Origin of the sequence: Mesorhizobium sp. M3A.F.Ca.ET.175.01.1.1, assembly GCF_004791945.1 — a bacterium.
Taxonomy (GTDB): Bacteria; Pseudomonadota; Alphaproteobacteria; order Rhizobiales; family Rhizobiaceae; genus Mesorhizobium.
Genome location: NZ_SRTP01000015.1, coordinates 73,702 through 87,305, shown reverse-complemented (window position 1 = coordinate 87,305; position 13,604 = coordinate 73,702). Strand labels below are relative to the sequence as shown.

The 13,604-nt window shown below is 64.9% G+C and carries 9 protein-coding genes; 2 read left to right on the top strand and 7 right to left on the bottom strand.

Annotated features, from left to right (window positions below; all coding sequences use genetic code 11):
- Positions 1-26: 26 nt before the first annotated feature.
- Positions 27-302, top strand: coding sequence for a hypothetical protein (locus EN818_RS26190; RefSeq protein WP_245518877.1), 276 nt, complete (start codon positions 27-29; stop codon positions 300-302).
- A 32-nt stretch (positions 303-334) separates the two neighbouring features.
- On the opposite strand, the gene EN818_RS26185 is transcribed toward EN818_RS26190, so the two are convergent.
- Complete coding sequence (locus EN818_RS26185) at positions 335-904, bottom strand: hypothetical protein (RefSeq protein WP_135905868.1); 570 nt, start codon at positions 902-904, stop codon at positions 335-337.
- 180 nt (positions 905-1,084) lie between these two features.
- Between EN818_RS26185 and EN818_RS26180 the strand changes: the two genes are divergently transcribed.
- Positions 1,085-1,621: an OmpA family protein gene (locus tag EN818_RS26180; protein ID WP_189523845.1), complete on the top strand. Its 537-nt coding sequence runs from the start codon at positions 1,085-1,087 to the stop codon at positions 1,619-1,621.
- Positions 1,622-1,768: 147 nt separating this feature from the next.
- Here EN818_RS26180 and EN818_RS26175 read toward each other — a convergent pair whose 3' ends face one another.
- From EN818_RS26175 to tssM, 6 genes are all read right to left on the bottom strand, one after another.
- The gene (locus EN818_RS26175) at positions 1,769-3,379 is read right to left on the bottom strand and encodes a caspase family protein (protein ID WP_135905866.1); all 1,611 of its coding nucleotides are present in this window, start codon (positions 3,377-3,379) and stop codon (positions 1,769-1,771) included.
- A gap of 321 nt (positions 3,380-3,700) precedes the next feature.
- Positions 3,701-6,148: a M23 family metallopeptidase gene (locus tag EN818_RS26170; protein ID WP_135905864.1), complete on the bottom strand. Its 2,448-nt coding sequence runs from the start codon at positions 6,146-6,148 to the stop codon at positions 3,701-3,703.
- Positions 6,145-6,642 carry a DUF1036 domain-containing protein gene (locus tag EN818_RS26165; protein ID WP_189523844.1) on the bottom strand — a complete coding sequence of 166 codons (498 nt, stop codon included), beginning with the start codon at positions 6,640-6,642 and terminating at the stop codon, positions 6,145-6,147. Before EN818_RS26165 ends, EN818_RS26170 begins: the two co-directional genes overlap by 4 nt.
- 11 nt (positions 6,643-6,653) lie before the next feature.
- Entirely contained in the window at positions 6,654-9,164 is a 2,511-nt protein-coding gene (locus EN818_RS26160; protein ID WP_135905862.1) for a serine/threonine-protein kinase, read from the bottom strand.
- The gene (locus EN818_RS26155; RefSeq protein WP_135905861.1) at positions 9,161-9,937 is read right to left on the bottom strand and encodes a PP2C family serine/threonine-protein phosphatase; all 777 of its coding nucleotides are present in this window, start codon (positions 9,935-9,937) and stop codon (positions 9,161-9,163) included. Before EN818_RS26155 ends, EN818_RS26160 begins: the two co-directional genes overlap by 4 nt.
- Positions 9,938-10,054: 117 nt before the next feature.
- On the bottom strand, positions 10,055-13,591 hold the full coding sequence (gene tssM, locus EN818_RS26150) for a type VI secretion system membrane subunit TssM (protein WP_135905859.1): 3,537 nt from the start codon (positions 13,589-13,591) through the stop codon (positions 10,055-10,057).
- Between the last annotated feature and the right edge of the window lie 13 nt (positions 13,592-13,604).

Sequence of the window (13,604 nt, the reverse complement as noted above, 5' to 3'; positions counted from 1 at the left end):
ACAGGGAGGCAGTGGTGGGCAGGGCATTGAAGCAGGCGATTATTGCAACATCTCTCTCCGGCGTTCTTGCGGCACTCATGGGCTGCACATCCCTGTTGCCGAAATCCGAGCCGACGCCGGTGACGGTGCAGCCTCCGCCGAAGGTTACCGCCACGACGACGGCGCCGACGGTCGTCAAGCAGAAAAAGGCAACCGCCAAGAAGGTCATCGTACCGGTCGAGGAAGAGCCCAAGCCAGTTGTCGCCCCAACGTTGGGTGGTGGCAGCAGTGGCGGCAGTGGCGGCGGTGGCTGGGGAGGTTGACAAGCAACTGGTTGGCTAAGGTCCGGGCGGCTTCAATACCCATCGGCCACTTGCCGCTGCGCCTCTATTTCTGCAATCTGGATCCCCATGTCGACGAAGGCGGCAAGGACGGCGAACCGGTCCGCGAGTGACACGCGCGCCAGTCCGGCCAGGATCCCCGCACTGACCGCATGGCCGGCGGGCAAGTGCGCCGGCGCCACCTCGTGCGCCGCGCCATTGTCATGCGATACCGCGGCCAGGCAGATCCAGGCGGCCGGCGTAGCTGGAGGTGTTGCTTCAGCCGCCGTTTCCATTGCCGTCCGGTGGCGGGGATCGCCGGGCTCGCCGACCCAGTCGCGAATGAGCGCCAGCAATTCGAGATCCCTGCCGTCGAGCAATTCGGTGAGGTTGCCCAGGCATTCATGCGCCCACCAGACTGCCGCCCGCTCGGGCAGCAGGTAGGCACAGAAGGTGATTGCCTCTTCGGGCACCCGGCCTGCGAGCAGCGCTCGGCAGAACTCGATCGACAGCTGATCCGTTGGCGGCGTCTTCATGTCCATGGCGATGGCCGGGCGGGCAAGGAAGAGATCCCGTGCCGTTCTGGATCGGAACTCATTGGCCATGGCTGCCCCGCCTTCATCCAAGGGACCGACGAGCACTCAAGCCCCGAGCGAGGCGCTGGTCAAGGTCTTAGCCATAACAGCCAAAGGGCCTCGGCAGCGTGTCTTTGTTCACAGACAATGGCTTCGGAATTTGATATGGTCCCGCCAGCGAAATCCGACGCTCAAATGGGAGTAACGGTCATGCGGTGGGCCAGTTCAGCCTTGGTATTGGCGGCCGTGCTTTTTTCGACGCACGTTTCCGCCGATCCGCTTCAGAAATCCGAAGACATCGTGAAGTTCTTCACCGGTCCAGGCAATCTCGGCGCGTCCCGCGGCATCTGTGTCGGCACCGAGGAAGAATGCAAGAGCAAGGCCGACAAGGCAGGGGCGCCGCCGCAAAAGGCCGGCCTCGACATGATGATCAATTTCGCCCTCGATTCAGCCCAGCTCGACCAGACCGCGCGCACCGAGCTCGATGAGTTCGCCAAGGCGCTGAAGGACAACCGGCTGAGTTCGTTCAGCTTTGTCGTCGAAGGCCATACCGATGCCTCCGGCTCCGACCAGTACAATCAGGAACTTTCCCAGCGAAGGGCGCAATCGGTGGCGTCGTTCCTGACCGCGAATGGCATCCAGGCTGCGCGATTGGAACCGATCGGACTGGGCAAGTCGCACCCGCGTGTTCCCGATCCCTACGACCCGGTCAATCGCCGGGTGGAGATGCGGATCAGGACCGAATAGGGCGCCCAAACAGATCCGGCAAAGCGCGCCTCTGCAAGTTGGCTCGAAATTCTGAGGGCGGTTCAGCGACTGAACCGCCCTCTGCATCTCAGCCCGGTGACAGTGATCGAACTGATAACCTGCACAGGCTGAATCCTGTGCCTTGCCTCAATTCTTCAGCGCGCCACCCACCGCAACGCCGGTGCCGAAGATCAAAGCCTTGGTCAGGAAGTCGTCATTGTTCCGCGGCGGCGGCTCCTCGCCGATGAGGGTGTCCGTATTGCGCCGCCGCTGCACAGTCTGCTGCTGCTTCCGGCTCGGTTTCTGCGCCACAGGCTTCACGGTGCGGGTCTTCTGCGCCATCTGCTTCTTGGCCGCCGCGGCGCGCGCCTGATCGGCTGCGTGCTTGGCGCGCACCGCATCCATCATCGGGTCGGTCTGCACGACCAGGAACGCCAGCTGCTCGCGCGTCAGATAGGTGGTTTGCGGCAGCCCGTTCTTGCCCTGCCAGACGCCGATGGCCTGGCGCGTTTTCGGGCCGATATTGCCGTCGACCTGGCCCAGCTCGTTGCCCAGTGCCTCGATGCGCAGCTGCAGGTCGATGCGGCCGTCGCGATCGAGGCCGATGGCGCCTTCCGTCAGCTCGCTGCCGGGCGTCTGCTTCATTTCGTCGGAGATGCCGACCGAAGTACGAACCGCCGATCCGGAATTCGCATTCGCCTCATTGGCATCGAGTGCTGCCATCTGTCGATTGTCGGCCTTCGGGTCCTTCAACTGATCGATGTTGAGTTTGGCCACGGTCGCGAAGCGGCCATTCGGGAACTGTTCGAGATAGGCTTCGTAGAAGGGGATGGAATTCTTCTTCGATGCCTCGTCCCAGAGGCGCTGCTCCACTTCCCACGACGGAGCTTCGCTGGCCACGGGGATAGGGGCAGGCGCTGCGGTCGCTTTGCCTGCCTCGGCATCGACCGCCGCGGCTTCGGCCGAGGCCTTGCCGAGGAAGACCTCGCGTCCCAGCGATGCGTTGTGCCACGGCCGCTGCCGACCTTGCGTCGTCTCGGTCACCTCGCCGCGCACGCGCGTCAGCGCACTCTGCAGTTCGACGCCGGGTTCGGTCAGATGCTTGGCCAGAGCCATCGAGTAGGGACTGTCCACGCCGTTGCCGTCGAAGGCGATCGCGCCCGGATCCGTTGCATAGGCGATGAGCACGCCGCCGGTGCCGACGCCGTCCGCTTTCGCTTCCACCGGCGCCAGTCCCGCGCCCAGCGAGCGGCTCTTCGGCAGTGCGGCGGCCAGCGTCCGTGCCAGCGGATTGTCGCGGCAGGCGTCGAGAATGATGACGCCGACCGCGGGATCGGGCGGCAGCGCCGCCATGAACTCGTCGATCTGCACCGTGCGGGTCTTGAGATAGGCCGGCGACGTCAACTCGGCATCGACCGGAATGAGGTAGTTCTTGCCGTCGACCTGCATGCCGTGGCCGGCATAGAAGATGACCGCGAGGTCGGCATTGTAGGATTGCTCGGTGAACCGGCTGATCAGCGTGTGCATGCCGGCATTGTCCTGGTCCACCCCTTCGATCACGTCGAAGCCGGCATTGCGCAGCGTTGATGCGATGAGTTGCGCGTCGTTGGCGGGATTGGGCAATGGCACGGCATTGACATATTTGCTGTTGCCGATGACCAGCGCGACGCGTTTTGCGTCGGGCGTGGCGGCCTGGGCGCCGAACGCTGCAAGGACAAACAGGACAAAACCGCCCAAAAGGATGGCGAACGTTTTCATGGGACAGCCCTCCGCCCCACAGGGGCGCGCTATTGTTGTCTGCGCATGCTAAATTCCATTAGCGACGAAGTCGCTTCTGCCAAAACTGGCTTCCAAGCGTATGTGATCTCGACCACAGTTCTGGTTCACAAAAATCCTTGCGAACAGGCGTCAATGTAGCATTCGCGGCATCGGAAACCAATCGGCCCGGCCGCTGGCCGCGGCACGCCTAAACCCAATGCATGTCGCTCAGAAGTGCGCGGCGGTTCTGGGACAACGACATGCATCAGATAAAACCTAAAGTGCGTCGCTTAAATCCGTTTCGGCGCGACGCACTCTAGATTAGCCAGGCTCGAACGTGGGTTGAATCGAGTTCACCAGAGCGGTTATCGCCTGCTTGTATTTTTCGAATTCGGGCGAGGTCTGCCGGATCTCGGTCGTGGCCGTCTGCTGGCCTGCGTCGGTGATGATCCGCGGCACCTTCTGGCCCATCTTCCGCTCCGCCCAGTCAATGACATAGCTGGCGGACTTGCCGGTGAGGAAGGGGTTGGCCTGGATCACGGCTGACCCCAGCACGGCGCTCAGCTGCGACGAGCCTGGGGAGGCGAGCACCTGATGCGCGCCTTCCATGCCGAGGAAGTGGCACAGATAGAGCCGCCCGGCAGTGATCTGGTGGCCGCGGGCGCGAAGGTAAGCTTCGCCTTCGCGCGCCAGGTTGCGCACCATCTCGCGCGACAGCGTGGCGTCGTAGCGAAGCGCGAGCAGGTCGGCGGTCGACAGCGAGCGGGCGAGATCGGGGCGATAGGTGTTCATCATCCGGATCCAGGTCTTGGAGATGAACTGGCCGGCGCCGGTCGCCGAGGAAAGCGGGTTCTTGGCCCGGGCGCTGCCACCGCTTTCGACATGGACGATGCGGTCGGTCAGCGTCTCGACGGCGGCATCGCCGGATCCGCCAGCACCGCCGGACGCATAGGTTGCGACCGTGGTGACCGTCCCCAGCGGGTCGATCGCCTCACCGTTCTGGTAGAGCTCGAAATGAAGATGCGGTCCGGTCGAAAGGCCGGTGGTGCCGATGAAGCCGATGACATCGCCGGCCTTCACCTTGGTGCCGACGCCGCTTGCCATGGCAAATTTCTGCATGTGCGCGTAGCGCGTCTCGCGGCCGTTGGCGTGCGAGATCTTCACCAGGTTGCCGTAGCTGCCGCCATCGCCCTGGAAGCTGATCTCGCCGTCGAAGGCGGCCAGGATGGGTGTGCCGACCGGAGCCGCCCAGTCGACGCCCTTGTGGATCCGAACCGTGCCGAGGATCGGGTGCTTGCGCGGGCCGAAGGTGGAGGTCATGACCCCGCTGACCGGAGTCACCATGCGGTTCATCACGGTCAGCGAACGGACCTCGTCATTGCCGGTGACGCACGCATATTGCCCGTCGCTCTGCTGGAAGACGAAACAGTCGAGGTTCTTCTCTGCGCCCTGGACGCCGACATAGAGAACCCGTCCCGAGATCTCGCCTTGGCCGCGCGGCGTCTGCGAGTAGATCAGCACCAGGCGCTGGTCCTCGCTGGCGAAAGCGTCGAGATCCTGCCCTCTCGACAGATACATGATGGCCTCGCCGATGACGCTGGTCGGGACCTTGTTGCGCGCCGCCGTCGAATAGATCGCGTCGAGCAGGCGATACTGGCGCTTGGGGCCGCCTTGGTCCGATGCGCCAGAATAGTTGAACAGGTCCTCACGCACCCACGGATCGACACCTGACACGAAGGCGCCGGCCGTGCTGCGCGTCAGCGTGCCGACATAGACATTCTTGGCGTAGATCGAGACCTGCATCAGCGACATGGCCGTGGTCTCGCGGTTCGGCCTGAAGCCGCGCATGGCCACGACATAGCCGGCCTCCAGACCATCGCGATTGAACAGCGCCTTCAGCGCTTCGCCGGCAAGCTTTGCGTCCTCGGCCGAGAACTGAGCATCCGAGACGACGCTGTCCAGGCTGCGGGCGTTGAGGATCTTGACGAACGTGTCCGCGGTTGCGTCGAAGCGCTGGTATTCGCCGGTAACGGTCGCGACCGTCGTGTTGTTCTCGATCTGGGTCTTCTTGAATGCGGGAAGCGCTGCCTCGCCCTGATCGATGGTCTCGCCCCAGCCGGCCTCCGGATCGTCGGCATCCGCTTTGGGCGCGGAGCTGGGCGGAGCCGCGTCCGTATCGGGGGCCGGCTGAAGGTCGTTTTGCAGGTCATCCTGCTGCTCCAGCCCACCTTGCTGATCGAGATCGCCCAACTGGTCCTCGGGCGCCGCCGCCGGAGGCGGTGGAGTCTGCGCCGGCACCGATTGGCCCGCCCGTCGCTGCGCCTGGAAGAAGGCGAAATCCTCCTGCGTCGACGGGATCGTCGTCATGAATTTTTCGCTGGCGCTCAGCATCACATCGGACAGGATTTCGATCTGCGGGGATGCTCCGGAACTTTCGAGCTCCGCCGGCCGCGCCACGGTCTGGCCCTTCGTTCCAGCCTCGGCGTCCGGGGCAAGAGTGATCCACATCGGATCGCCGGCGAGATCGATGATCGCCGGCACATAGACGGAGGCGTCGGGCGGTACGTCCTGTGCGCCCTCGACGGGTTGCAGATCCTCGTCTTCATCGCCGAACGACCAGTAGTCCTTGGTGAGATAGAAGCCGCCGGCCATCGCTGCCACGGCCAATGCGACAAGCCCGCCAAGCACCCGGCGCCAGAGCTTGCGTCTGCGTTCGGCCAGGCGCGCCTGCTTCTTTGCCTTGAAGCTCGTGTCGATGCTGTGCGTCACGGGCTGTTTCCGGTCAGGAAGTACGTCCAGCGCACCTGCTCGAGCGTGTCGACTTCGACGAAGCGGGCCGCGATATGGCCGCGCTGCCAGCATTCGTCGATGCCGCGTATCGAGAAGCGGCGCCTGTCGATGCACATCTCGATCGAGCCGTTCAGGATCGCGTGGCCGAAGACGTCGGTCGCGTAGATGTAGATGTAGCGGTTGGCCAGTTCCTCGCGGATGACATTCACGCACTGGTTGGCGCCGATCGTCCACCAGCCGTCGGTCTGGTCGGCGTTGTCGACCTTCTGTCCGACGGCCAGATTGACGACGTCGAGCGTCTGGTTGCAGACGGTGAACTCGGCATGCGCCTTGCCGACGGGCAGGGTGAAGAACAATGCTGCGCCAAGCAGCCCGGCCAGTCTCCGGCGCGGTAGGTCAGACAGGTTCGAACGCCAGCCGCGCCCCTTGCCTGGTTGGGCCGGGAGGGAAAAGGGCGAGCGGCGGAGACCCATCGGCGTCCGTATTATCCGCCGAGCTGGAAATACTTGGCGGTGGCGGAGAATCCGGGGCCGCGGGCCTGGATCTCCTTGAGGAGCTTGGGCAGCAATTCCGAGGCTGGGGTCGGTCCCGAGAACATCGCGGCCTGTAAATCCTGAGGCCCCGTGATGACCAGCATCACCTGGGGCAAAGCCTTGCCGGCCGCCTTGTCCGCGGCAGCGAGGTCGATCGGGATGTTGAACGTCGCCTTGTCCGGCTGCGGCACCATACGGTCATCGAGGTTGAACGCGATGCCGTTGTGATTGATCAGCAAAACGTTGGAGATGAGCCCGGCGCGCGTGATCAGTGTGCCGCTGATCGGCGAGCCGTCCGGCACCGACGTGCGGTCGAGAACCAGTTCAGGACTCTCGGCACCGCTGCGGCCGAGAAAGCGCAGCAATGTCGGCACGCCGCACTGGGAAGGGGTGATGAGCCGCACGCTGATGTCCGGCTCGAGATGGAACCGTGCCTGGAAGTCGCCGAGCATCTGCTCGAAAGGTTGGACGGCCGTCCCGAACCCCTCGATTGCTGCGGCCCTGTCGGTTGCCGATGTCACGGTCGCATAGAAACAGTTGCCGCCATTGTAGTCGCGCACCCACGAGGCACGCTCGGCCAGCTCCCCGGCGGGCTTTGCTGGCGGCGGTGTAGTCGGCTTTGGCAGATTGATGGCGACGTCCGGCTTTGCCGGTTCAGCCGTCGGCGGCTGCGCCGGCAAAGCCGGCGTTTTCGGCAAGCTTGGTGTCGGCGCCTCGGGCGCTGCCGGCTGGGCGGCTGGCGGGGTGGTCTTCTGGTTCTGGACGACCTCCGGCTGAACGGCAGGCGGCGGGGACGGCTTCTGGATCGGCGGCGGGGCGGGAGCGGTCTTGCCCGGCGGCGATGCCGGGCCCTTGTTATCGGTCACGACCGTATCGGGCTGAAGCGCGGGTGGCGGCTTCTTGGCCGGCGGTGATATCGGGATGGGCTTGATGGTCGGCGGAGCCGCCGTCTGCTCGTCGCCGGTGACGCTTTGCGGTTGGGTAGCCGGGGCCGCTTTCTGCGCGGGTTGCTGAACCTCGGCTGGCTGCGGCTGCCGGGGCTTGGTCGTTTCAGCGGGCTGCGGCGGCTTCGGCTCCTGGCCCGGCACGGTTGTCGGCTGCTTGCTGGCCGGTGGCGTGCCGCCGCCTGGTTGCGGTTGGACCGGTGGAGCAGGCTTGGCCGGCTCATTGTTGGCCGTATCGTCGGGACTCGGCGTCTCCGGCTGAGGCTTGGGTTTCTCCGCCTTGGGCTTCGGCACCGGCTTTGGCACCGGCGACGGGGCCTTCGCCACGATTGGCGGCGAAGGCGCCAGGACGCCCGAGACATAAAGACCGGCCGCGGTCACCACGGCCAGTGCCATCACGCTGCCTATCGCGAGGATTGGGGTTCTGGATGGCTTCCGTTGCGGGGCAGCCGCGGGCTTGGCCGGGCGCGGAGATGCCGCCGCAGGCCGCGATTCTGACAGGTGCGCCGGCCGCACATGCTGGACGAAGGGCTGTTCGCCGGAAGTTGCGGAAGGCTGCGGATAAACGTTGGACTGCGGCGCGGCGGTCCAGCCTGCCCTCGGCAGGCCCGAGCGCTCGCGCGAGCCGAAAGATGCCGGCGGCGGCAATGTGGCGTCGTCCTCTTCGCCGCGCGTCGCCCTGGCGATTTCCGCCATGCTGGCTGGCCGGTCGCGCGGATCCGGCTGCAGCATCGCGTCGATAAGGTCCCGGAAGTCGGGATCGATATCCGACAGGTCGGGCACCGATCGGCGCTTCTCGATGACCTCGTATTGCGAGCCGCTCATGTCGAGCGGCTTCCCGCGCAGCGCGGCGGCAAGCACCAGCCCCAAACTGTAGATGTCGGACTGCTCGCTGACCTCGCCGCCATAGAGCCCGAGCTGCTCGGGCGACACGTAATTGTACTTCCCGGCAAACCGGCCGCCGATCAACGTCTCGCCGCCGACCGTTGCCGATCGCGCGATGCCGAAGTCGACGATCTTGGCGCGCTCCACGCGCCCGCCTGGCAGGATGATGTTGTCCGGAGACAGGTCTCGGTGGATGGCGCCTGCCTGGTGCACGGCGCTGAGGCCGGATGCGAGGCGATGGCAAAGCCTGCGCACGTCTTCGGCTGGCATAGGCCCCCGTCGCAGCACATCGAACAGCGACTGGCCGTCGACGAATTCCATCGCCAGATAGGGCCTGCCGATCCCGGCATCGACGGTGAAGACGTGGTATCGGACAACGGCGTCGTGCGACAGATGATTGAGGATCGACGCCTCCTTGCGGAACAAGGACAGGATCGTCTGGTCGCGTGCGAATTCCGGCAGCACGATCTTGATCGCCACATGGTCGCCGGTCTGGATGTTGTGGCCGCGGTAGACTTCGCCCATGCCGCCGGAAGCGATGCGCTCGTCGAGCTCGTAGATTCCGCTGAGCTGCGTGCCCACCCCGGTGTTGGGCGGGCCTCCCGATATCCGCGTCCTGTCGTCGTCGCTCATCGTTCAGCCCTCTGCCCGGACTGATCCGCATGGAGCGATCCGTTGCGACCGTCGCCAATCTTCACCAGCACGATGGTGACATTGTCCGTTCCGCCGCGCGCCAGCACCATGTCCAGCAGGTTCTGGCAGACCGCCTTTGCCGGAACGGTTTTCACCGCCGCTTCGATCTCGGCATCGCTGACATGCGCCGTCAGCCCGTCCGTGCTCAGCACGAAGACATCTCCCGGCAACAGCTCGCCTTGCTGGAAATCGATGACCAATTCGTCGCTGACGCCCACCGCATGGGTGATCACGTTGCGACGCGGCCAGGTGAGCGCTTCCTCTTCGCTGATCATGCCGCGATCGAGAAGCTCCTGGACTTCCGTATGGTCCTTCGAAATCTGTGCGATCGCACCGTTGCGGACCAGGTAGATGCGGCTGTCGCCGGTCCATAAGCCTGCGAAGCGCCCGTCCATGGCGAGCAGGGCGGCGAAGGTGGAGCCGATGGTGATGCCGCGCGATCGCGATATGTTGCGGATCTCGGCATTGGCGCGGCTCAGCCGGTCCTCGAAGCGGGCGCGAAGGTCCGGTGCCGAGCTTGCGATGCCGATCGTTGCCAGGTGGTCGACGATGCTGGCCGAAGCGACTTCACCCGCCTCATGCCCGCCCATACCGTCGGCCACCACCCACAGTCCGGTCTGTGGCTCCACCAGGTAGTTGTCCTCGTTGTGGTCGCGGACACAGCCCTTGTGGCTGACGCCGAAGCTTTCGATCGGAAGGGCGACAGTGCTCACTTTGCCACCAAGCGCTTCTCGAACGCCCTCTGTGCCGAACCACGGGCCACTTGCCCTTGCCACTTTGCCACAAGCGCAAAAATTAGAGTACCGAAATGAAGACCTGGGCTGGCCATCTCAGAACGCCTTCGGACAGCTGAAGCCTGAAAGCGCGGGGAGCAGGAACGGGTTGGCCGACGACCCCGCCTGCATCGTGTAGGAGACGTCCCGTCCGCCGATCACGAAGCGCACCTGCTCCTTCCCGTCATTGCTCGGGGCGATGGCCGCCTTGTCCAGGAGCCGCTTGAGCGCCCATGGCCCCTCGAACTTGAGAGCGGACTCGCGGCCGGGCATCTCCGGGACCAGGCTGAGGCTTGCCGATGCCGAAGCGGTTCCGTTCGGCCATGTCACCGTGCTCGGCGCGTTGCCGGCCTGGCTGCTCTGGACCGTCTGGCCATCGATGTCGAGCACCGCGCTGTCGGCCTCGCTGTTCAGCGAGAATGGCGTGAAGGTGATGCTGACTGACGGTGTCGATCCGCCCGATGGGAAGAAGGCGCCGCGGATCTCCGCCGCCGACTGGAACGCTTTCAGGGTCGACTTGGCAAGGTCGCGGCCGGCGCGGGCATCCTGCTTCCATGTCCAGTCCTGGCCGGTCATGTCGATCAGCGGCGCAAGGTTGCGGGCGAAGAACCGGTCCATCAGGCCGCCCGGCGCGAACAGCTTGGCAAAGTCGGCCATGGATATTTCTTCCGTGCTGTCGCCGGCGAACGGGTAGCGGCCGTTGACAACCTCCTCGCAGGGGCGCGTGACGGTCTGATCCAGGCTCTGGTTGAGGTTGGAAACCGAGGTTTCGGCGACATTGCCCTCCAACTCGTCCGCGGCCGCGTTGACCATTCGCGCAAGCTGCTTGGGCAGGCGCGAGGAATTGGCGCGCAGCGTCGAAATCTGCAATTGCAGGTTCGCGTTGACGCGCTCCGTCTGCGAGGGAACATCCGCCGCAAGCTTCAGGCTCTGGTAGATGTCGCGGAAATTCTGCGTCAGCGCATCGATCGGCCGGCGTCCGGCGGAACCGCTCACCAAAGCCTGGAAAGGCCTGAACTGAGCCTCCACATTGGCGCCGGCGTTCTGCCCGCCGGACGAAGCCGTGCCGGCACGCCCCTGCGACTTGCCGCCGGCAATCTGCAAGCCGATGCGTGCCAGACCCTTGGCCATGCTGGCCGGATCCTGATCGGCCGTTCCTGCCTCGCCTGCTCCGGCAGCAGCGTCCCTGGTCAACGCGGTTTCGCCGGCGACAGCCGCAAACAGCCGGTCTATCGGCGAGTCGGCCGACGCGGCGGCGGAAAGCGCGATATATTGCGGCTGGTCCTTCAGCATCGCCTTGAACCTCAGTTGGTCGAGAACGCCGTTCCACGCGATGGCGAATTCCTTGCCGTAACGGTCGAGGAGCTCGGGACCGAGCTTGGGCAGGTCCTGATCGATGCTGCCTTGCTCGCCGCCGCCGCCGAGCACCCACTGGTCGTCGACCAGCATCTGCGCCATGCGCGACAACTGCTGGAGGTAGAAGCCATTGAAGCCGGCCCGGGTATAGAGGCCGGGGACGCGAAGGTCGGAGAGCTCGCTGCCATCCATGCGTTCGAACAAAAGCTTCGCCTCGGGGCCGGCTTCCGTGGAAACGGAAAAATCCGTCAGCTTGGCACTGTAGACCGCCGACTTGATCAAGGCCGAGGCGCGGTCGGCGAGGCTCATGCGCCCGAGCGAGCGTTGCGCGGCCTCGACCAATGGCTGGTTGAGCTCGAAGACCGGATCATAGGCGTCATCGAGCGCCAGCATGGCGCGCAGGTGCTTTTCGAGCTGGGCGCGGCCCTCGCGATTGTTTTCGCCCGGATAGCGGTTCTCCTCCCAGTCCTGCTTCATCCAGGACACGATCAGCTCGTCATCCACCTTTGGCGCCTTGCCGCCCAGCATCAGGTAGATCTTGAGCGGCTCATAGAGCGCGATAGGCTCGGCCATCTTGGCCTGGATCGTCCGCTCGGCCTGAACCAGCAGCCGCGAGCGGAAGCTTCGCTCCAGCGCTTGGCGATAGGCCGTTTTGCCGGCCGACAGGAGCCTCTCCCGCTGGCCGAGCCCGAAGGTCGCCTGGACCGGCGCCGGCTCGTCGGCGGTCTCGAATCCGGCCGGCAGGTTGCGCAGCTGGTCGAGTGGGCCGATGACGTTCTCGAGGTCGACATCGGTTACCGTCGTGCTCTTGAGCAGAGAATCCGCGTTCTGGCGGTACTGCGCCATCGCCTGTCTTGTGGCATCAATGAGCGAGCGGTTGGTCGTGAGGCTGAGACCGAATGCGCCGAGCGCAGCCACGGCCGCCAGCGCGATCGCGGCGAGGCCGCCATAGCGGGCGATCGACGCCCGCCGCTTAGCGCTTCGATCATATGAAACCCAGCCTGATTCCGGAAAGATCACCTCGGCCAGAAGGTCATGCAGGAAGAAGCTCTTTCCGGTTCCGGAAAGCTGCGCCTGGGACGCGGCGCCGAAGCTGCGGCCGATTGCGCCCAGCACCTGATCGATCGGCGTTCCTTCCTGGGTCCCTGAGGAGAAATAGAACCCACGCAGGCTGACATTGACATGAGATCGCGATGGATCGAACAGGCTGCCGACGAAACGCGCCACGCGGCTCCGCAGCGCGCCGAACTGCGCCGGGAAGCCGAAGATCGATATGCGCGCGACCGGATCGGCCTCGTCCTGCAGCCGGTCGGCCATCTCCTCCGTCAGGCGTCTTGCCAGAGCATCGAATTCCGTCGGCGTCTCGCCGACCATGTTCCTGTTGCGGTCGGTGGTCTGGAAAGTCGCGCCCCACACCTTGCGCCTGCGCGCCTCGTCGCAATCGCCGAAATAGTCCATGAAGCCGGCGATGAGGTCTGCCTTGGTGAAGAGCAGGTAGACCGGGAACTGGATCTTCAGCGTCTCGTGGAGCTCGCGCAGCCGGCTGCGGATCTCGACAATATGCGCGTCGAGCTGCTGATCATCGAAGCCGATGAGGTCGGCGAGGCTGATGGCGAGGATGACGCCGTTGATCGGCTGCCTTGTGCGGTATCTCTTGAGCAGGGCGAGGAAGGCGAGCCAGCTCGCCTTGTCGCGCTGGGCGTCCGAATCCTGTGTCGTATAGCGGCCGGCCGTGTCGATCAGCACCGCCTCGTCGGTGAACCACCAGTCGCAGGAGCGGGTGCCGCCGACGCCGGCCACCGGCTGGGCAGTGCCGGAGCCCGCGAGTGGAAATTTCAGCCCGGACTTGACCAGCGCGGTCGTCTTGCCGGCGCCGGGCGGGCCGATGACGATGTACCAGGGGATATCGTAGAGGAAATTGCGCTTGCCGCTCGACCGCTTGAGCGTCGCGATGGCTTCGCTCATGCGTGCCTCGAGCACCTGCACATCGTCGTTGCGCTCGTCGCTGCGGACGATCGCCGTTTCGAGCGCCCTTTGCGCCTTGTGCCTGCGCCAGAAGCTCACACCGTAGAACAACGCGAGAATCGCAATGGTCACGCCTATTATCGTCGCTCTCAGCCAGACCGGCCCGAGCGGACGGCTATCGGCAAAGCGGATCAGCGGTCCGGCATACCAGACCGCCGCCGAGAAACCGGCCAGCGCGAGAACGCTGAATATCCGCAGCACCCAGCGCATCATGAGAGCTTCCGGC

What these genes read in the sequence shown, in the direction of transcription:
- EN818_RS26185 (WP_135905868.1), bottom strand. Translation starts at nt 904, where the DNA reads ATGGCCAATGAGTTCCGATCCAGAACGGCACGGGATCTCTTCCTTGCC.
- EN818_RS26180 (WP_189523845.1), top strand. Translation starts at nt 1,085, where the DNA reads ATGCGGTGGGCCAGTTCAGCCTTGGTATTGGCGGCCGTGCTTTTTTCG.
- EN818_RS26175 (WP_135905866.1), bottom strand. Translation starts at nt 3,379, where the DNA reads ATGAAAACGTTCGCCATCCTTTTGGGCGGTTTTGTCCTGTTTGTCCTT.
- EN818_RS26165 (WP_189523844.1), bottom strand. Translation starts at nt 6,642, where the DNA reads ATGGGTCTCCGCCGCTCGCCCTTTTCCCTCCCGGCCCAACCAGGCAAG.
- EN818_RS26160 (WP_135905862.1), bottom strand. Translation starts at nt 9,164, where the DNA reads ATGAGCGACGACGACAGGACGCGGATATCGGGAGGCCCGCCCAACACC.
- tssM (WP_135905859.1), bottom strand. Translation starts at nt 13,591, where the DNA reads ATGATGCGCTGGGTGCTGCGGATATTCAGCGTTCTCGCGCTGGCCGGT.